The 19,061-nt window shown below is 35.0% G+C and carries 18 protein-coding genes; 9 read left to right on the top strand and 9 right to left on the bottom strand.

The window, feature by feature from the left end:
- Window positions 1–8: 8 nt before the first annotated feature.
- From DCS95_RS01825 to DCS95_RS01805, 5 genes are read right to left on the bottom strand one after another with little or no spacing between them, the layout of a single operon-like run.
- A complete protein-coding gene (locus DCS95_RS01825; protein WP_244178359.1) occupies window positions 9–473 on the bottom strand; it encodes a cupin domain-containing protein in 465 nt (154 codons plus the stop codon).
- Between the two features lie 7 nt (window positions 474–480).
- Window positions 481–1,251, bottom strand: a complete 771-nt coding sequence (locus tag DCS95_RS01820; protein WP_244178358.1) for a carboxymuconolactone decarboxylase family protein — start codon at window positions 1,249–1,251, stop codon at window positions 481–483.
- Between the two features lie 10 nt (window positions 1,252–1,261).
- Window positions 1,262–1,735, bottom strand: a complete 474-nt coding sequence (locus tag DCS95_RS01815; protein ID WP_116769136.1) for a cupin domain-containing protein — start codon at window positions 1,733–1,735, stop codon at window positions 1,262–1,264.
- A 12-nt stretch (window positions 1,736–1,747) separates the two neighbouring features.
- On the bottom strand, window positions 1,748–2,863 hold the full coding sequence (locus DCS95_RS01810; RefSeq protein WP_116769135.1) for an alpha/beta hydrolase: 1,116 nt from the start codon (window positions 2,861–2,863) through the stop codon (window positions 1,748–1,750).
- Window positions 2,864–2,909: 46 nt separating this feature from the next.
- On the bottom strand, window positions 2,910–3,671 hold the full coding sequence (locus tag DCS95_RS01805; RefSeq protein ID WP_116769134.1) for a hypothetical protein: 762 nt from the start codon (window positions 3,669–3,671) through the stop codon (window positions 2,910–2,912).
- Window positions 3,672–3,821: 150 nt separating this feature from the next.
- Here DCS95_RS01805 and DCS95_RS01800 point away from each other — a divergent pair, with 150 nt between their 5' ends.
- Entirely contained in the window at window positions 3,822–4,736 is a 915-nt protein-coding gene (locus DCS95_RS01800; protein WP_116769133.1) for a helix-turn-helix domain-containing protein, read from the top strand.
- 30 nt (window positions 4,737–4,766) lie between these two features.
- On the opposite strand, the gene DCS95_RS01795 is transcribed toward DCS95_RS01800, so the two are convergent.
- The 4 genes from DCS95_RS01795 to DCS95_RS01780 form a co-directional block, all read right to left on the bottom strand.
- Complete coding sequence (locus tag DCS95_RS01795; RefSeq protein ID WP_116769132.1) at window positions 4,767–6,020, bottom strand: NAD(P)/FAD-dependent oxidoreductase; 1,254 nt, start codon at window positions 6,018–6,020, stop codon at window positions 4,767–4,769.
- A 47-nt stretch (window positions 6,021–6,067) separates the two neighbouring features.
- Entirely contained in the window at window positions 6,068–6,232 is a 165-nt protein-coding gene (locus DCS95_RS01790; RefSeq protein WP_116769131.1) for a Lacal_2735 family protein, read from the bottom strand.
- A 158-nt stretch (window positions 6,233–6,390) separates the two neighbouring features.
- A complete protein-coding gene (locus DCS95_RS01785) occupies window positions 6,391–7,128 on the bottom strand; it encodes a DUF5995 family protein (RefSeq protein WP_279629379.1) in 738 nt (245 codons plus the stop codon).
- A 107-nt stretch (window positions 7,129–7,235) separates the two neighbouring features.
- A complete protein-coding gene (locus DCS95_RS01780) occupies window positions 7,236–8,009 on the bottom strand; it encodes a 3-keto-disaccharide hydrolase (protein WP_116769129.1) in 774 nt (257 codons plus the stop codon).
- Window positions 8,010–8,375: 366 nt separating this feature from the next.
- On the opposite strand from DCS95_RS01780, the gene DCS95_RS01775 reads away from it, so the two are divergent.
- The 8 genes from DCS95_RS01775 (at window position 8,376) to DCS95_RS01740 (ending at window position 18,926) form a co-directional block, all read left to right on the top strand.
- Window positions 8,376–8,795: a response regulator gene (locus DCS95_RS01775; RefSeq protein WP_116769128.1), complete on the top strand. Its 420-nt coding sequence runs from the start codon at window positions 8,376–8,378 to the stop codon at window positions 8,793–8,795.
- Between the two features lie 148 nt (window positions 8,796–8,943).
- Window positions 8,944–10,983, top strand: coding sequence for a tetratricopeptide repeat-containing sensor histidine kinase (locus DCS95_RS01770; protein WP_116769127.1), 2,040 nt, complete (start codon window positions 8,944–8,946; stop codon window positions 10,981–10,983).
- Between the two features lie 139 nt (window positions 10,984–11,122).
- Complete coding sequence (locus tag DCS95_RS01765) at window positions 11,123–11,782, top strand: hypothetical protein (protein ID WP_116769126.1); 660 nt, start codon at window positions 11,123–11,125, stop codon at window positions 11,780–11,782.
- A gap of 157 nt (window positions 11,783–11,939) precedes the next feature.
- Entirely contained in the window at window positions 11,940–12,461 is a 522-nt protein-coding gene (locus DCS95_RS01760) for an RNA polymerase sigma factor (protein WP_116769125.1), read from the top strand.
- Between the two features lie 37 nt (window positions 12,462–12,498).
- The gene (locus DCS95_RS01755) at window positions 12,499–13,410 is read left to right on the top strand and encodes a FecR family protein (protein ID WP_116769124.1); all 912 of its coding nucleotides are present in this window, start codon (window positions 12,499–12,501) and stop codon (window positions 13,408–13,410) included.
- A gap of 23 nt (window positions 13,411–13,433) precedes the next feature.
- Window positions 13,434–15,935: a TonB-dependent receptor plug domain-containing protein gene (locus DCS95_RS01750; RefSeq protein WP_116769123.1), complete on the top strand. Its 2,502-nt coding sequence runs from the start codon at window positions 13,434–13,436 to the stop codon at window positions 15,933–15,935.
- A gap of 172 nt (window positions 15,936–16,107) precedes the next feature.
- Window positions 16,108–17,562, top strand: a complete 1,455-nt coding sequence (locus DCS95_RS01745) for a vanadium-dependent haloperoxidase (RefSeq protein ID WP_116769122.1) — start codon at window positions 16,108–16,110, stop codon at window positions 17,560–17,562.
- Window positions 17,563–17,714: 152 nt separating this feature from the next.
- Complete coding sequence (locus DCS95_RS01740; protein WP_116769121.1) at window positions 17,715–18,926, top strand: cytochrome-c peroxidase; 1,212 nt, start codon at window positions 17,715–17,717, stop codon at window positions 18,924–18,926.
- The last annotated feature ends 135 nt before the right edge of the window (window positions 18,927–19,061 follow it).

Genomic DNA, 19,061 nt, shown 5'->3' with positions numbered 1-19,061 from the left:
AACTTACGTTATTTATGATATTCATCATCTGTAACGGGTTGAAACCATTCCGCAGCACCTTTTTGGCGGTCAGATATGGCAATATGTGCAAACTCTGAATTTGGAGCGGCACCATGCCAGTGTTTTATATTCGGTAAGCACTTTATCGTCTCTCCTATACTTAATATACGTTTGGGCTTTCCTTCTTCTTGATAATAACCTTTACCATGGGTTACGATTAATATTTGCCCTGCCGGATGTGAATGCCAATTAGTACGTACGGCGGGTTCAAAAGTAACCAAACCGGCATACATAGTATTTAAACTGTCCGGCGCTGCCAACATATTTAGCCAAGCGGTACCCGTAAAATTCATGTTTTCTATTTTAGTACCTTTCTCGAACAGTTCAGCTTCTTTTTTACTTTCTTTTGGCGTCATGCATGCGGACAAAAGTAACAGTAACATAGCGATAGTAAAGTATCCGGTATTTTTCATGGCTGTTTTATTCGGTTCTACTTTTCAATACTTCTGTAAGTACTGTTTTTGTTGCAAGAACATTATCTTCAGTTGTAGTTTTTACTAAGATTTCGGTAAACTCTATCAATTGTTCGGATAGCCAACCCACGTTCAATGAAAGGTTTAAGTGGCTTCTTAGCATAGGCTCTAAACTTCCCAAACTTGCAATGACCGAAATGGTCACTAGTTCACGTTGTTTATAGGTAAGTACATCTCGCTCAAAAATATCCGCAAATAAATGCTCTTTAAGAAACCTGTCCATTTCGGGTGAAAATTTTTGATACGCTGGTTTTCCATCCAACGGTCTACCAATAAGTTCTTCCAAAATAGTCTTTCCTCGTTCATATTTGCTTAGGGAATCATCAATGGTTGTGGCTTCTGGTCCCCACTCATCTTCTATACCTTTAGCTGTTCTTTCTTCCAGCACTTCTAAAAGTGTTTGCAAACCGCGTATACTTCTTGGAAATCCTGCATAGGCATACAAATGAACCAATACCTCTTTAGCTTCATTTACGGTGAGCTTATGATCTAATCCTTCATGGAGAACATCCTTGAGCTGAGATAAATTGCCTTGGGCAGTGTGACTTGCAATTTTGATTATACTTTTCTCTTGCTTGGATAAAGCATTGTCTGATGTTGCTTGTTGAGCTGTAGATTGACAGCTGATAAATAATACTAACCCGACCAAAACTGTCGCCGTGCTACGAATATGTCTTAATAGCATGATAGGTTTAAGTCTAAATAATTCTAATTTCATAAGTGATGAATTAGTCCTTCAGTTGATCGGCAACGCTATCATAGTATTCTTGCGTTACCACTTCGGTCCATGTGGTGGGTTGTCCTCCTCCATAAATCGCTAAATAGGTAACATCACTATCTTTAGTTGAAGCGTGCCAGTGCTCTGTTTCTTTATCACATTTGATTACGTCACCTGCTTTAAGTATTACAGGATCTTTTCCTCTTTCTTGATAATAACCTTCACCGTCTACGTAAATAAGAACTTGAGATGTTGAATGTTTGTGCCAGTCTAACGTAGAATTTGCCTTAAAAGTGGCTTTAGTAATATTAAAGTCGGTTTCATCATCAGCCTGTAATAAACCGTTTAACCAAGCTTCGCCAATATAATGCGTATTTGGTGCCTTGAAACCCTCGTCTTTATATGAGGACACTTTGTAGTCCGTATTTTGGGCAAAAATGTAAATAGGAAGCATAAACAGTACTGTTGTAAATAGATTTTTCATTTCTTTTATTTTTTAATTTAATTTCTTTTCTTCTAGCCAATTGTACATCACATCGGCAATTTCTTGATTATTTAAATCGGACATAGGGAAGTGTGTATTTCCTTTGATTCCTATTTCCGGAAACACAACTAAAGTTACATCACCACCAGCGTCGTTTACTTTTTTTGTCCATTTACGTGCCATAGAAAGAGCGGCACGCCATTGATCTTGACCAGGATTTTCAACCTCAGTTTCAGGAATATAATCCCCATAATAAATAACAATAGGTATTTTGGTCAGTTTTTGAAACTTTTCCATAGAAACACCTTTAGCACGTAATGTTCCCCCCACATAAGAAATAGGTTCAGGAATGTTATCTTCTGGAAATACAAAATTACTACCAGGTTCGTACGCTATAATAGCTTTTATGCAATCGGTTTTTAGAGCGGCACTCCAACCTTGTCCGCCACTATGGGAATGAGTAACAAGGATTCCGTCACCAATTTTTCCGAATAATTGAGAAACCGCTTCAATATTAAGATTGATGTTTAAAGGTCCCGTATCTGGAGTACTACGACGAAAAAATTGATCTAAAGCTTCAGGGTCCTTAGAAAATTGAACGTTCGGATAAAAACGTTTACCCTCGCCCATTCTGAATATGCCGAACCACAGTTGGTCTTCAGTTTTAGCTTCCAATGTTTTTGGTTCTAAGCTTTGTCCTGCCAATCCCCTTCTGGGTTGATCTAATAAATAGACAGGATACCGTTTTTTAAGGAATATACTTTGAAATCCTTCCCTGCCATCTGGAGTGCTTTGCCAAGTTCGCATGGACTGACCGTAGCCGTGCCAAAACACTAGAGGAAGCTTACGCGGTTCCGTAGGAATTTGATAGAATACCGATGCGTGGTCACCATGCAAGGTCTGCCCTTCGGTACTTTGATTTGTGGGATTAAAAGCACCATGGGCAATGGGGTCAAAAGAGCCTGGACTTTGCTTAACCGAACCACCAATGGCAAAAGTCCCCTGTTTTTGAATAGAAATAATATCATTTGATTCAACAGGAGTATCTGCTATTTGCTTGTTTTGTTCATTACAGCCAATACATAAAAGTATGCTTGTAAGTACTAATGTATATTTTAGCTTTATCATGTATTACTTTGTTTTTGTAGTCATTTTAATAAGGGTATGCCTTTTCTTAAATCTTTCTCTTTGTTGGAAAGCTATAGTTCAATAGCACGCTCCAAGTGAAATCATCATCGGGCAATATTTGGGTGCTTATGCCTTTATTTACAACACCTGTCAACGAAAATGGACATTGTTCTTTACCAATGGTCAAGAACGCTGAGGTATAATATCCGGTTAAATCGTCAGAGGTAAGATAGTAAACTTGAGGTGTAAAATTGATAAAAAACGATTCTGAAATGGGAATTTGACTAAAGGTAGCATTGAGCACCAAAAAATTAGTTTCTTTTACCCCAGCATCAAAGCCGCGACCATATAAATAATACATACCAATACTCGTATGCTTTGATAATTTATAACTGGGTACCACTTCGGCACCCAAATACCTTCTAGATTCTAAAAGTTCTTCGGTATAGCCGTTTCTAATAACATTTACAGTTCTAAAATTTAATCCAGGATGCGCCCCTACTCTTAGTGAAAACTTTTCTTTTTCAATCGCCTTATAGCGAAACCAAAAGAGCATCGTCCACGGTTTTGCATCTAGAGAAAATCGGATGTCAGGCTCAAAACTTAACTTCTTTTTGATGAATTTTAAATCGAATAGCAAAGCGGGATCACCTAAAGAAAAAGAAGGAACCAATGAAACGCCATTGTGGGTGATGCTAGCACTTCCTCTAAAGTCATCTAAAAACCTATAGTTTTCATCTTTTGCATTTTCCTGTGCATTAGCGGTACTGAGTAACAGCAATAACATTAAAGTTCCTATCTTCTTCATTGTACGTGATTACAATGTCAAAATTAGGGGAAGAACTTAGGTGCGGTACTACCCAAATAACGGATGTTTATACCATAATTACAGATAATACATATGTAGCTTGATGATGTGATCGGCAATAGGTTATCTTTATTTTAAATACAATGAGTTGTGAAGAATATTTTAGAAATTAAAACCATTGCAGACTACTTTAAATTAAGAAATTACGAAGTTCTGCATCCTTTGGTAGGTATTGTCGATTTTAAAAAGGTAAACCAATCCGGATATACCAATAAATCGTACGACGGATTTCATTACAGCTGTTATGCTATTTTTTTGAAAGATGCAGTGGGTTGTAAACTTAAGTATGGCGGTAACTCATATGACTATGACGAAGGTACCTTGGTTTTTATGGCGCCCAACCAGACTATTGAACTTGGCGGCTATGAACCGGGTTTTGTACCCAAAGGCTATGCTTTGCTTTTTCACCCAGACCTATTGCTGGGTACAAGTTTGGCAAAAAAGATTCACGAATTTAATTTCTTTGCCTATTCAAGTAATGAAGCTTTGCATTTATCCGCAAAAGAGCGAAAGCTAATTTTGAGTTTATTGGAAAAAATTCAGTTTGAATTGGAGCAGCCCATTGATAAACATAGCAAGAAACTGATTGTGACGAATATTGAACTATTTTTAGATTATTGCCTTCGTTTTTATGACAGGCAATTCATTACACGTGAAGTAGTGAATAAGGGTACTTTAGAGAAGTTTGATCATCTACTTTCTCAATACTTTTCATCGGAAAAGCCAAAGATCAATGGTTTGCCTTCAGTAGCTTATTTTGCGGATCAGCTTCATTTATCCTCCAATTATTTTGGGGACTTGGTTAAAAAGGAAACCGGCAAATCTGCCCAAGAATATATTCAAGGGAAATTGATAGATGTAGCTAAGGAAAAAGTATTCGACCCTAACAAATCGGTCAGTGAAATTGCCTATGAACTCGGTTTTAAATATCCACAGCATTTTAGCCGTTTGTTCAAACAAAAAGTAGGGCGTTCCCCTAAGGAGTTTAGGGCGACGTTGAATTAATAAAAGTTAAAACTAGAAGTTTGAAAATCACTATTTAAACAAACCTTCTAAGTTTTCCAGTACACCATGAGCCGCACTTTCTCCCGCTAACATTGCGGCATTTAAGGAACCGTTCAATTGTACATCTCCCGCTAAATAAATGGTTTCGGTCAAGCGTGTTTCAGAAGGCGGTATTTCGTATTGCAGTTGGCTCAAGTTTGGTAAAGACATGGGAATATGGTAATGTTTTAAGAAGGTACAGGACGTAATACCACAGTATTCTCTCAATTCTTCTTGAACCCTATTCACAAGCTCTTTCCCAGTTATTCCATTATTGTTAACTACAGTTACCGAAAGCAATTCCTTACCGCCGCTAACCATGGTTTCAAGACTTGTGGGGTAAAAAATGTTATTGATTAACGAGTCGGTTTCAGGTAGAAGTCCGATTAATTTTTTATTGATTTTTCTGTTTTCGGTTTCAAAATATAAGGTGTCACAACTATGCCATTCCGTAGCTTGATTCTTTAGATTTCTGATTAGTTGACTAGGTTCTGTTGCAACAATCGTAAAATCGCTTTCTATTTTAGTACCGTTGGCAAGTAGGATTTCTTTTTCGCTTATGGAAGCTACTGCGGTATTGTAGTTTATAGAAGTGTTTTGTAGCTGACGGACTAATTGCTTTGGAATTTCTTCCATCCCTCCTTTTGGTACTGCCGCATCACCTTCGCCGAACATTTTATAAACAAACTCGAACATTCTACTAGATGTTTCTAGCTTGTTTTCTAGAAAAATTCCGCTAAAAAATGGTGTAAAGAAATCGTCAATTATTTCAGAGGAGAACCCTAAATCGGTCAAATAAGAAAATGTTGTTTGCGCTTCATCAGAAAAAATTTCGTCAATAGATTTTTTCTTTAGGCTAGTATTTAATTTAAGAATTTTCAACTTATCGGCAACAGAACCAATATTGGCAAACAAAGTAGAAAACAATAAGGATGCATCTCTTAGCGGATCACCAATTACTTCTTGTTTTCCATTTTTAAAAATGGAAGCTCCTGGTAAGAAATGTTGTAGTTCTAAAGAATCATAATCAAGATATTTTTGAGCGGCAGGATAAGCCGTAAGTAGCACTTGAAACCCTTGGTCTAATTGATAACCATTTATATTATCCGTTTTTACCCTACCTCCTGCTCTTTCTGTTGCTTCAAGAATTATGGGAGAAAAACCATTTTGTTCTAAAACAGTCGCAGCTATTAATCCGCTAACACCGGCACCAACAATATGTATTTTATAATCCTGCTTTTCCATAATTACCTTCTACGCTTTAATACTATTCCTAATTAGAAAAGGTGAAATTAAGGAAGCATTTCAATTTTTTTCATTATTTCATCAGCTTCAAAAGCTTTTTGATCACTCATTTTTCTATTGGTTGTTGAAAGTGTATGCGCTTCTTTCAGCAGCTTTTCATATTGAGATTGTAATTTTTCTTTTTCTGACTTCTTTTTAAATATTCTGAACATATTTTTAGTATTTCTATGAATTAATCTCTATAAATGATAATTCAAAAATACATAATGTTTAATTATTTATATAAAAAATTAAACAAACAGTTAGAAGTAACTTTGTAATAAAAGCTTTGCAAAAGTTAAGAGTGGCATACAAAGGATGAAAATTAACTTTAATCTTCCCGCAACCTAGAAATTACCTTGCCCACATTCTTTTCTTCGAACTTTCCAATAAACTTAAGGGTATAAGTGATAAATGATGATTTTGGAGATTTGATGAATTCTCCCAATCGTAAAACAGCTAAATCCATATTGCGTATCGCATCGTCTTGATGCCCAACTCCCAAACCCCATAATAAATTGGCATTATACCATGATAGTGCCCTTGCTTTACCTAAACTAAAATTGATGATTTCTTCATCGGTATTCTTACCTGCAATGTCCAATATAAATAGCAAGGGAGAAACCCTACTTAATCTGTCTTGCATTTCATTGACGATATTACCAAGAATATTATTTACGATATTAAAATCATTTTCTATATCGCTAATTTGTTTGCCTTGCATTACAGCGCTTGCGGCTAATCCTAAATCAAGATTAATATGGGTATTGATACCTAACATGATATGTTGTAAAATGGTTAAAGGTTCGTTTTTGGCATTAAAAGCGAACTGCCAAGATTTACTTATGGGTGTTTGTCTGGTATAGCCATTATATGCATCAATATAATAGTTGGCAAAGGCAACATCAAAAATTTCCATTCGGGCATTGTCTTCAAAATTGCCCAACACTATTTCATTTTGAATTTCAGCGGTAACCCTTCTATAGAGATAGGCAAAATAACCAATGCGGCTATTCGTAGTAATGGCATCATCAATAATGATATCCAATTGATCTAGTACTTGCTGTATGGTGGTTGGTCGGCTGATTTTCTAAGAATAAAATTTACGAATGCTAATTTTTAATTACTTTAAAAATATTCAATTCAAATAGTTTAGGTGCTATATAAAATAGGTTTTTACAATTCCCTTATTTTTACATTTCTAAACCAAGATTCAAAATACCAATTTTGAAATGCAATTTTACCTTTGGTAGACTTTCCAAAACCAGGTGCATCTTTAAATTTTGAGTTGGCAACTTTATTTTTCCAAGCGGCGGAGTTTATTTCTTCTTCGGCCGTAAGTACGCCGTTAAGATAGAACTGAATTTTTCCGTTTTGTTGAATAATTCGTGTGGTATTCCATTGCCCAACCGGATTTGCTTCAACGGTATTTAGTTGTGGAGCTAAGCCCCATATAGTACCTGGTCTTTTTAAAGGAGTTTTGGTATCCATATGTTCTGGTTCCAATAATTGGTACTCAACACCGGTATTATAAGTTGCTTTGTGTTCCGGAGTTTCTTGCACATTGATAAATGCGCCACCGTTTCCTCTAAGTGCCATTTGCCAGTCAAATTGCAGCTCATAGTTTTCATAATCCTTATCGGTCACTAAATCCCCAAATACTTTACTTTCATCTGTAGCATTACAAAAAATCATACCATCTCTTACTTCCCAAGCCGAAAATTTGGTGGAATCTGGTTTGTTGAAAAGATGCCAGCCTTCTAATGATGTACCATTAAAAAGTAAGCGCCAACCTTGTTCCTTTTCAATATCCAATAATTGATTATTTACCTTGTTTTTAGCTGCTATTTCTTTAGAACGAGTAATTTGGAACTCCTTTTTCTTTTCAGTTTTGCAAGAGATGATGATAAAAATGATTGATACTAGAATATAAAGGGAGGATTTGGTCATTAGTGTAATTTATAATATTGATTTGATGAATTCGGTCAGGTAATATCAGAAATAATGTGCTGATTACAAATAGAAATCACCACTTGAACTAGAAAGAAACAATTTCAATTGCTTTATTGCAAGTGGTTTTTCATTAAACTATAACTAGTTACGCTATTATTATTTTGTCTAAAAGGTTCGTGATAGATTTAGTATTCAAAAAGATGATGTGTTATAATGTATATAGTTTTGGATAACTGTTATTTCATTTTTTTAAGGAGAATTTTACATCAAATGGTACTTATGTAGACCATTTATGCTTTTTATCTGAATTAATTTCTCACTTTGTGACAATGGTATACTTTTCTTTTTCTAAACTCAAATAGTATGAAATTGGAACTGGTAATTGTAGATGACTCTACGTTGTGGTTGTCGTTAGCAGAGAAACTTGCAAAAACCCATCCATTAGTAGGTAGTGTAACAACTTTTGATGATTCTTATGACGCTTGGGTACACATACAGATCAACAAACCACAATTTGTGATTTCGGACATTGAAATGCCGGGAATGAACGGACTCTCTTTTTTAGAAATGTTCGCTGACCGATTACCTTTTATATCAAGTTCAACAAAACAAGAATTCGAAGATGTAGCCAGAGAGCTCGGTTGTGTAGATTTTATAACCAAACCATTTACGAAATCAGGACTTCATAATTCTATAGATCTAGTATATGAAAAACTATATGGTAAAAGTGATAAGACCATATCTCGTAGTAACTATCAAAATTATAACGCATATAACCATTAATAGGCTTATAAATTAATCAGCCTCATTTTAATATTCAATTTTCTTCACACACTTAAAAGTAAGAATTCACCTACATAAAATATTTTTTCACAACAAAAATGATTTAATCTAAATTTCTGTTTGTAATTTTTCGGAAATAACCGGTTAAATGCTACATATTTTATTTGCAAAGAAAAGCTTCCCCATTGTTGTTTTACTGGTTCTTGTTTGTACCACAAAACTTCTAGGACAATCAGAAAAAAGTACACTTAATAAAATTAACGAGTTGCGTTTGGCATCCAATTTTAAGCCAAAAAGTCCACAGCATATAGATTTGATTCTTGAATTGGCAAAAGAAAAAATTCGCGAAAATCCTGATACTACGGCAATTTTATTAATAGAAGGACTTGATTTAAGTCTAAAATCCAATTACAGAGCAGGAGAAAGTAGAGCCTTATCTACTTACGGTTATTATTATTTTGAAAAAGGGGAAAAAGACAAAGCTTTAGATCACAATTTAAAAGCTTTGAATATTGCCGAAAAATATAATCTTGGCGCTGAAAAACTAAAAGCGTTAAACAATATGGGCTTAGATTATACCATTCAAGGGGAAGATGCTCTTGCGCTTACCCAATTTTTAGAGGCTTTAGAAGTAGCCGATAAAATTGGTGATATTGGTATGAGCATTAACATCAACGTTAGTATTGGTACCCTTTACGGTAAGAATGGAGACTATCAAACGGCTGCTACTTTTTTAGATATAGCCCGTGATTTAAGTTTAGAATCTGAGGATAACAAGGCTTTACCTTATACATTTTTAAACATGGCTTCTCAATATGCTGATATGGGCAATTATGAGCGTGCCAATGAATTAATTGATAAAAGTATAGTCTTTTTTGAAAAGAAAAATATAAAGGATTGGTTGTCTCATTCTTATGAGCAAAAAGGTAGTATTGCGCTACGACAAAAACAATATAAAAGAGCACTAGAATATTTGCTAAAAGCAGAAGAATTATGTGATGAACTGAACTTTACTTATGGTTATGCTTTGGTGTACTTAGCATTGTCAAAATGTTATCTTGGATTAGATAATATAGACAAGGCAGAATATTATGGTTTAAAATCATTAGAATTTGGCGAAGATTTAAATGTTGAAAATGTAATTAAAGAATCAAATTCAATTTTAGCACAAACATATCATAGAAAAGGTGATAATACGTTGGCCTATAATTACCAAACGGCATATTTGGAACTATATAAGATCGGTGCAGATGAAAAGTTTAAAAAAGGTCTTGGCATTCTTCGAAGCAAAATGGAATTTGAGAACCAGAAAAAACAGTTGATAGTAGAAAAGAACAAAGAAATTACCAAACAAAAAAAATACATATACTTTACTATCGGTGCCCTGGTATTACTTCTAATATTTTTAGTATCTGTTTATAGAACCAATAAATTACAAAAGAAATACACACAAGAACTACAAGAAAAGCAAGAGATTCTATTGCAACACGAAGCTGAGTTAAGTGAAGCCAATAAAACAAAAGACAAGCTTTTTTCTATTATTGCCCATGATCTAAGAGGACCTATAAATTCTTTTTACGGATTGCTAGAATTGTCTTTGACAGAACAGATGACTAAAGAACAATACAATGTGTTAATCCCCAAAGCTTTAAATAATATACAGGGAATTTCGGTAATGCTAAACAATCTATTAGAATGGGCCAAAGCTCAAATGAACGGTATTGTGGTAGAACCCCGAGAATTGGAAATAAACTCAGTTCTTGAAAATACCATAAAAGTATTGACTCCCCTAGCCTCAAAAAAAGATATAAAGATTGTTAACGAAGTACCAGACACAAAATGTTTCAGTGATCAAAATCATTTGACTATTATTCTTAGAAATCTAATAAGTAATGCTATAAAGTTCACTCATGTCAATGGAACTATAAATATTAGCGCTGCTAGAAAAGATGATTTCTTAGAAATTGCTGTTTCAGATAATGGTATTGGTATGAGTACGAGAAAGGTAGAACAACTTTTTAAAAATGCTCATGTAGATTCTACTTTTGGTACCAACAATGAAAAAGGTACAGGTTTAGGTCTTTTTTTATGTAAAGAAATGGCAGAAAGTAATGGTGGTAAATTATGGGTTACCAGTATTGAAAATGTTGGAACCACAGTGTTCTTCACAGTACCATTGCATAAGTAAACACTATTTAATTAGATGTATTTTATTTATTGAAATTATTCTCAAGGTATGGTTTAATTACTTGAATTTCATTTTAATAAGATAATTTTTTTGTTAAAACAGCGTTTTAGCAACTCACAAATTATAAAACCATTAACCAATGAATTTCAAGATGTTACCGATTACCGTATTGTTTCTGTTTATTACAAATGTTTTCGCACAAAATAAAGGTGTGGTAACGTTTAAGAATGGAGATGTCAAAGAAGGATTAATTGAAAATAAAGGCAATAAGATTCTGTTTTATGCAAGTGAAAGTGCAACACCAGATAAAATTGCCCATGAAGATATAGAACATATTAAAACGGGAGATATCGAATATTTTAGAACTTCACCAAAGTCTAAAAAGTTAGAAGAATATCAAGTAATGGTTTCTGGAGAAACTATGCTTGTAGCACGTAATATTCAAACGAATTATGGTAGCATGAAAGTTGAGCATAACAATACATACGTACAAAATGGGAATTTAACGGCAAGTCAAAGTATACAGGTTTCAAGAAGAGTTGTAAGGGGACCAAGCAATAGAGGTACTATTATAAAGTATTACATTAAAAAACCAGGAGCCAATATTGAACAAGTATACAGATTAATTGTTGGTGATGTAGATTGGATCGGGTACAAGAAAAAAGTGAAGAAACAATTGGGCGATTGCAAAGAACTCATCAATAAAATGAACAACGGAGACTTTAAAGATGAAGAATATGGTAAAGGAGCAGAATTGGCTGCTATTGTATTGTTCTATAATCAGAACTGCGGTAAGTAAACTTAGCTTGTTGTAAAGATTATTACATCCTACAATATCAAAGCCTATAGTAATCTATAGGCTTTTATTTTTATAGTATATTGCACTATACGCTATTAAAGGTTTCTCTAAATAGCCTTATAGACCATTTAGGTCTTAAAGAATTTAATACTTAAGAATGGGGCAAGAGCCATCTGTTTGCGAAGAACGTGTTTACAATCAAATTTATAGAACCCATGCAGAAGTTTTGCGAAATTACCTGTACTATAAGTTTGGTGACATGCAACGTGCAGAAGATATAGTACATGATTCTTTTGTGAAATTATGGAACAAATGTAGTTCTGTAGTGTATGATAGGGTAACTGGTTTTTTATATAAAATAGCCCGCAACCTTATGATAGATAACCTTAGAAACAAAAAAGTGGCCTTAAAATTTGAAAAAGGCCTAGTACACGTACAAGAGAACGAAGACCCTTATTTTAAGTTGAGAACTAAAGAATTTAGGTCTAAACTAGAATCTGTTATTTCTAACTTGCCCGAAAAGCAACGTGAGGCTTTTTTAATGAACAGGATAGATAAATTAACGTATAAAGAAATAGCCTTACGATTAGAAGTTAGCGAAACGGCCATAGAAAAACGAATTTCAAAAGCATTGATAAAACTGAACAGTATTACAGAAATTAAAGATTTTTCTATTTAGCAGGTTGGTTAAATAGTTTTTAAAACGTATTACTAGTATGAGCAAGCATTTAGAAGATAAAAATTTAATTGCACGTTGGATGGATGATCGTTTAAGTAACGAGGAGAAAGAACAACTGAAGAAAACGGGAGAACTAGATGCGCTCAAAGCTGTAGTCGATGATATCGACACATGGAAGGTTAAACCATTTGATGTAGACGCAGGGTTGGCCAAATTAAAAAATCAAAATGCTAGTGTTGTATCCATTAATAGAAGCAAAAACAAAACGTGGTGGAGTATTGCAGCAGGGATTGCAGTACTATTTACATGTAGTTTTTTATGGTATTATCTTTCTAATGGGGATACTACGGTAGTTACCGAAATTGCCGAAAATAGAAGCATTACATTACCAACGGGTACTCTGGTGGAGTTAGACGCAGCTTCAAGTATTTCATATAATAAAAATGAATGGGACAATACAAGGCTCGTAGAACTTAAGGGGCAGGCATATTTTAATGTTACTAGTGGTAGTTCTTTTATAGTTGAAACACCTACAGCCCAAGTTTCCGTTTTGGGCACCCAGTTTAATGTTCGTTCACAGAACAAACAATTTTCGGTCTATTGCTATGAAGGTATGATCAAAGTATCGTATCGAGATGAATCTGAAATTATTACAGTGGGGCAAAGTGTTATATTGAATGACGGAAAACTTCAAAAATCAACCCACCAAACCTCTGGGCCAGAATGGATGAAAGGTATTAGTACATATGATAGAACTCCGCTGAAAACAGTAATTTCAGATGTTAAAAGATATTACAACGTGAATATTGATTTGCCGTCAAAATATGAAAATCAACAATTTACGGGTACTATTGCACATAAAGATTTACAACATACATTGTCAACTATTTTTACCACAATGGAAATAGAATATAGCTTAAAAGAAGATAATACCGTTATTTTTGAATAAGAATACTATTGTAAAAGCATATCATGATCAATACTAAAAGAACAAGGATTACAATAGTTCAGTATCTCATTCTTCTTTTCATGTGTTTTTTCTATTCTCATGCATCCTACTCACAAAATCAATCCGCACAAAAATTAGTCGATCGCCTAGAAACTTTGCAAAACACCTACGGTGTGGCATTTACCTATAATAATTCGCTTTTGGATCAGGTACTATTGCCAGCAAATTTTAACTGCGATAATTTAAGTAATTGCATAGCGGCTATAAAGGAAAATGCTCCAATAAATTTTTTGGAGAACGGACCTGGTTCTTTTATGGTAGTACCTATAAGAAAAGATGTCACATTTACCGTTGTGGATAAAGATACTGGCGAATCAATAGGAGATATTACTGTTCAGGTAAATAAGGGTGAAGAGCGCTTTTTGTATCCTATAAAATCTACATATACCGTCAAGAATCTATTCCCGCTAGATTCCGTTCATATTCGTTCGGCATTTTACAATACCTTGCATGTAAAAGCTTCTGAACTATTGAATATGAATACACCCTTACGCCTAGAACAAGCAATGATTCATTTAAACGAAGTTCAGATTACAGATTATCTAACACGGGGTGTAAATACTAAAATAAGTGACAATACCTTTCAGATAAACATGGAGTCTTTGGGTTTACTGGCAGGTGAAACAGATGGAGATGTTTTTAATGTCGTAAAAAATATACCGGGCGTGCATACACCAAGCGGAAAACCTGGTAATCTTAATTTTAGAGGTAGTACATTTGACCAATCCCTTATTGAAATTGATGATATTCCTATTTATCACAATGGTCATTTTTATGGTGCAATTGCACCTTATAACCCTACTACGGTTAGTAATATAGAAATTCAAAGAAATACCCTTGCCGCTAAATGGGGAGGTCGTGTGGGCGGACTTATACATATGACCACCAAGAATAAAGTGCCAGATTCCACGTCTTATACCGTTCAGGCTAATATGGTTTATGCCGGTGCAACAGTTGAAATACCAGTAGTAAAAGATAAATTGGCTTTTTATGTAGCAGGTAGGTCTAATTATCCGGGGATCAATTCTCCTAAGTTAACGGCATTTTCTAACCTGAATTTTCAAGGTAGCCGTTTAGAGGACGTTGCCGATGAAGTAAATAGCGATAATTTTGAAGTTGGTTTTTACGATATAAATTCCAAATTAGTATACGATATCAACGAAAACCATAAAGCTACCGTTAGTTACATCAATATTCAAAATCGCTTATCTGCAACCTTAGAGGACTTTGAAGATAAGGACAACAAAGACTTTCGCGATTTGTATTTAGATAATTGGGGAATGACCATTAAATGGGAAGGAACCTTTTCTGATAGACTTAGTGCACAAGCAAGATTAAGCAAATCGTCATTATATATCGATAATAAAAGTGAAGGCTTTTCAGCCGAAGAAAGGTCAAGTTTCGAAAAATATTCCAATACAATTAACGACACGCGGTTTATAAGTGAAGTTCAGCTACAAATAAACGAATTCACCGCTCTTGAAACCGGCTATACGCTAACCGACTATAGTCTAAGATTCGATGAACGAAATGATGAGGAAAGTATTGACAATGGTAGAAATCAAGATGCTTTGAACCACAGTATGTTTGCATCTATCAATAAGAATTGGAACGATAAAGTAACGGCAAATTTTGGTCTGCATTCAGACTACTATGGTCCTAATAAAAAATTATATGCAGACCCTAGGGTTTCTATAAACGTAAGAACAAGTGATGCTTTGTTTCTTAAAACTTCTGCAGGGCGTTCACATCAATTTATACAAAAGAAATTACGAGACGATTTTGATGATTTTAATGATGATAGTCAATTTTGGTTTCTCCCTGATCAGACCACATCGGTATTAGAGGGTTATCAAACCATGTTAGGGGCCTTATATACTAAATCGGGCTGGTTGGTAGATGTAGAGTTATATGTAAGAAACACCAATAATGTAACACTGCAAACCAATACCGAAACACTAAAAGAAGGGAAGTTAAAAAGTATAGGAGCCGATTTCTTTGTAAAAAAAAGATGGAACAATTTTGAAGCCTTATTTAGCTATTCACTAAGTGAAGTCGATACCGATTTTGGTGAGACCCTGCCCATTTACTTTGATCAACGTCACATTTTACATGTTACTGGGTTATGGCATTTAGATCCGTTTAATTTAGCTGTTACTTGGGGATACTTTTCTGGCATGCCAGTAGTTGTTCCAGATTTTGAAACAGATGAAGGTACTTCTCAGAGCGATTTGGATATTGTCTATACCAATAGATTTCCAAGTATGCATCAATTAGATGTTTCTGCCACTTATGCTTTCACCAATACCAGAAAAACTTGGAAGGGTATTGTGGGCTTATCTATTCTAAATTTATATGATCAAGATAATATTGTGAATATATTCCAGAATGAACCTCCAGTTGATGACCCCTATCGTAAAACTATTGACTTTGCTCCTAATCTTCAATTGAGTATACAGTTTTAAACAGCTTTTTTAAATATTTCAATAGTTTGTTTTTCAAGCATTTAGATTAAAATCTATTTTTAATTCATTTTTTTTTAGAATATAAGGGTTGGGTAAATCCGTAACCGAAACGTATTAAGGAAAAGGCACTAAAAAATGCCTTTAGTTAAACATTAACCTTAATACAAAAGTTATGAGAAATTATAGTGTTAGATGGGTGCTGATCATCCTATCGGTAATTTTAGTAAACGCCTGTGCAAAAGATGAATTGGATGATCTTGAAATTAGTGAGACCGATACAGATGATTTTGAAACAGTAGCACAAGATTCTTTAACCGCCAGAAGACAGAATGACCGAAATAACAATTTAAACCCTTCAGAGGAAACCGTTCAACTTATTGTGGATTGGAATGACCTTTGGTTGGTGCTAGATAGATATACTAACGGGTTAAGACCCAATACAACGGCAAGAGCTTTAGGTTATATCCACTTGGCAGGTTATGAAACCGCTGTAGCGGATATGGACGGATATGGGTCTACAGAAAATCAGCTTCAGGGCTTTAATATTGATCAAGACGAAAGAGCTGATAATGTAGATAGAAGTTTGGCTCTAAATACCTGCTATGCTTTGGTTTTAGACCATTTTATGTTCAGTGTTTCCAATAATGCCAAAGCAGGTATTGCCACTTTAGAAGATGAATTGGAAGAAGAACTATCTGAAGATCTTACGCAAGAAGAAATAGAAAATTCCATAGCATGGGGAACTTTGGTAGCAGAAACGGTAATTGCCTATAGCCAGACCGATACCGAAGCCGAGTCTCAACAATTGGACCCTAACCCTGCATCTTACGTGGCACCTGTAGGTGAAGGCTTATGGGCGGCATCTGAAGGGGAAAGTGCTTGGTTTCCCTATTGGAACAGGGTAAGAACATTTGTTATTGGTCCTGATCAGACATCTAGTTCGCCACCACCATTCGCTCATAACACCAACAGAAATAGTGGTTATTACGAACAAATGGAAGAAGTGGAGATTTCTGCTACAACTGCCAGGTTATCGGATAATGAAGATCTGTGGATTTCAGAATTCTGGTCAGATGATGTAGAAGGCTTAATGATGAGTCCGCCAGGGAGACAGTTTTCCATTGCCAATCAGCTTATAGAACAAGAGGACTTGGATTACGAACAAGCATTAGAGTTGTTATTAAAACTTGGTTTTGCAATGAATGATGCCGCGGTTTCCGCATGGGATGATAAATACACCTATAATACCGAAAGACCCAGTAGATTTATTCTGGAATACATCAATGACGATTTTCAAACGAATTTAGCTCGTTTTATATCTAGTCCTAATCCTGCTTTTCCGGCATATCCATCGGGTCATGCAACATTTGCAGCAGTAGCATCGGGAGTATTTATAGACATATTTGGGGGAGACGCCATAAACTTTACGGATAGAACCCATGCCGGCAGATCAGAGTTTGATGGAACACCCAGAAGTTTTAATTCCTTTTCTGAAATGGCAGAAGAAAATGGATATTCTAGAATACCACTGGGCGTTCATATTCAAGCGGATAGTGATGAAGGAGCACGTTTAGGTTATGAGATATCTGCCGCAGTGAACAACTTTAGTCTGTCCCCTAATTTTTAATACTTAATCTATTGATTGTAGAAGTTCCGTCGGTAATGGCGGGGCTTTTGCAATTTAAACTTTCCTACCTCTACCCTACTTTAATTTTAATGACCTGAATGACAAAAAACTACTTTTTAATTTTTATCAATCCTTTTTAAAAACAATGTAATATGAAAAAGTATTTTGTCCCGATTTGCCTAATGGTAACTATTTTAAGCTCCTGTAGTAAAGATGAATATGTAGAAATTACCGAAGATGAAGAACAAGCTCTGGTAGATGATGATACCAATGAAACAGATGTTGATACTGAAACTGATACCAACAATGATCTTGCTGTCGATTCATCTATTTTAGTCTTGCCCGACTCCCCTTTTAATTATGCCAATATTCTGTTGCCCAATTTCTTTTTGGATAATGATGTTAGAAATGAGGATAATACCCCTAACAATAATCAAATTACAGATAATGGTGCCACATTAGGTAGGGTATTGTTCTATGATAATAATTTATCTAGAAACAATACCATTTCTTGCGCATCTTGCCATATTCAAGAACATGGGTTTGCTGATCCTACAGCCTTAAGTACAGGTTTTGATGGGGAGTTAACATCAAGAAATTCTATGGGACTGGCAAATGCAAGATTTTATGAAAACGGAAGGTTTTTTTGGGATGAAAGAGCAGAAAGCCTTGAAGAGCAAACATTGGTTCCCATTCAAGACCTGGTAGAAATGGGGATGACGCTACCCGAATTGGAAGATAAGTTATCTGAGTTAGACTATTACAGCACCTTGTTTACAAATGCCTTTGGAGATGAGGCCGTTTCGAGTGACCGTATTGCGTTGGCATTATCTCAATTTATTCGCTCTATGGTTTCGTATGAATCTAAATTTGATGAAGGTTTGGCACAGGTAAATGATATAGACGACAACTTCCCCAATTTTACAACTTCGGAAAATAGAGGAAAACAACTTTTTATGAGCAACCAGACCAGGTGTTTCGATTGCCATGCTACCAATGTTTTTGTGGGTGATGATGCTAGAAACAATGGCTTGGATGCTACAATTACAGATCCTGGCGTTGGTGGTATAACGGGTAATAATAATGAGCTGGGCGAGTTTAAGGTACCCTCATTAAGAAATATAGCATTAACCGGTCCGTATATGCATGACGGTAGGTTTGAAACATTAGAAGAAGTCATTGAGCACTATAACAGTGGTGTACAGAATAACCCTAATCTAGATAACAGACTTACACAAGGTAATAATGTTCGCCGTTTAAATTTATCGGATGATGATAAACAAGCATTGGTAGACTTTTTGAACACCTTGACCGATGATGAGTTTGTCAATGATGAAAAGTATGCGAATCCGTTTGTAGAATAGTAAAAGCCTATAAAAGAATGTAATGCAAAAAATTAGATGAAATTAATTAGTTAAAAATTCATTTGAGCAAATACGTAGTATTAGAATGGTGTAAATTTGGCGTTCATTTTAAAATAAAGTCGTTTTTATAGAGCC

Source organism: Maribacter litoralis (assembly GCF_003075045.1).
Taxonomy (GTDB): domain Bacteria; phylum Bacteroidota; class Bacteroidia; order Flavobacteriales; family Flavobacteriaceae; genus Maribacter; species Maribacter litoralis.
This window is presented reverse-complemented; position numbering and strand designations above follow the sequence as displayed.

Coding starts and splice junctions, on each gene's coding strand:
- DCS95_RS01780 (WP_116769129.1), bottom strand. CDS start 8,009: ATGACCAAATCCTCCCTTTATATTCTAGTATCAATCATTTTTATCATC.
- DCS95_RS01760 (WP_116769125.1), top strand. CDS start 11,940: ATGGGGCAAGAGCCATCTGTTTGCGAAGAACGTGTTTACAATCAAATT.
- DCS95_RS01810 (WP_116769135.1), bottom strand. CDS start 2,863: ATGATAAAGCTAAAATATACATTAGTACTTACAAGCATACTTTTATGT.
- DCS95_RS01765 (WP_116769126.1), top strand. CDS start 11,123: ATGAATTTCAAGATGTTACCGATTACCGTATTGTTTCTGTTTATTACA.
- DCS95_RS01755 (WP_116769124.1), top strand. CDS start 12,499: ATGAGCAAGCATTTAGAAGATAAAAATTTAATTGCACGTTGGATGGAT.
- DCS95_RS01790 (WP_116769131.1), bottom strand. CDS start 6,232: ATGTTCAGAATATTTAAAAAGAAGTCAGAAAAAGAAAAATTACAATCT.
- DCS95_RS01750 (WP_116769123.1), top strand. CDS start 13,434: ATGATCAATACTAAAAGAACAAGGATTACAATAGTTCAGTATCTCATT.
- DCS95_RS01770 (WP_116769127.1), top strand. CDS start 8,944: ATGCTACATATTTTATTTGCAAAGAAAAGCTTCCCCATTGTTGTTTTA.
- DCS95_RS01740 (WP_116769121.1), top strand. CDS start 17,715: ATGAAAAAGTATTTTGTCCCGATTTGCCTAATGGTAACTATTTTAAGC.
- DCS95_RS01805 (WP_116769134.1), bottom strand. CDS start 3,671: ATGAAGAAGATAGGAACTTTAATGTTATTGCTGTTACTCAGTACCGCT.
- DCS95_RS01820 (WP_244178358.1), bottom strand. CDS start 1,251: ATGAAATTAGAATTATTTAGACTTAAACCTATCATGCTATTAAGACAT.
- DCS95_RS01775 (WP_116769128.1), top strand. CDS start 8,376: ATGAAATTGGAACTGGTAATTGTAGATGACTCTACGTTGTGGTTGTCG.
- DCS95_RS01815 (WP_116769136.1), bottom strand. CDS start 1,735: ATGAAAAATCTATTTACAACAGTACTGTTTATGCTTCCTATTTACATT.
- DCS95_RS01745 (WP_116769122.1), top strand. CDS start 16,108: ATGAGAAATTATAGTGTTAGATGGGTGCTGATCATCCTATCGGTAATT.
- DCS95_RS01825 (WP_244178359.1), bottom strand. CDS start 473: ATGAAAAATACCGGATACTTTACTATCGCTATGTTACTGTTACTTTTG.
- DCS95_RS01795 (WP_116769132.1), bottom strand. CDS start 6,020: ATGGAAAAGCAGGATTATAAAATACATATTGTTGGTGCCGGTGTTAGC.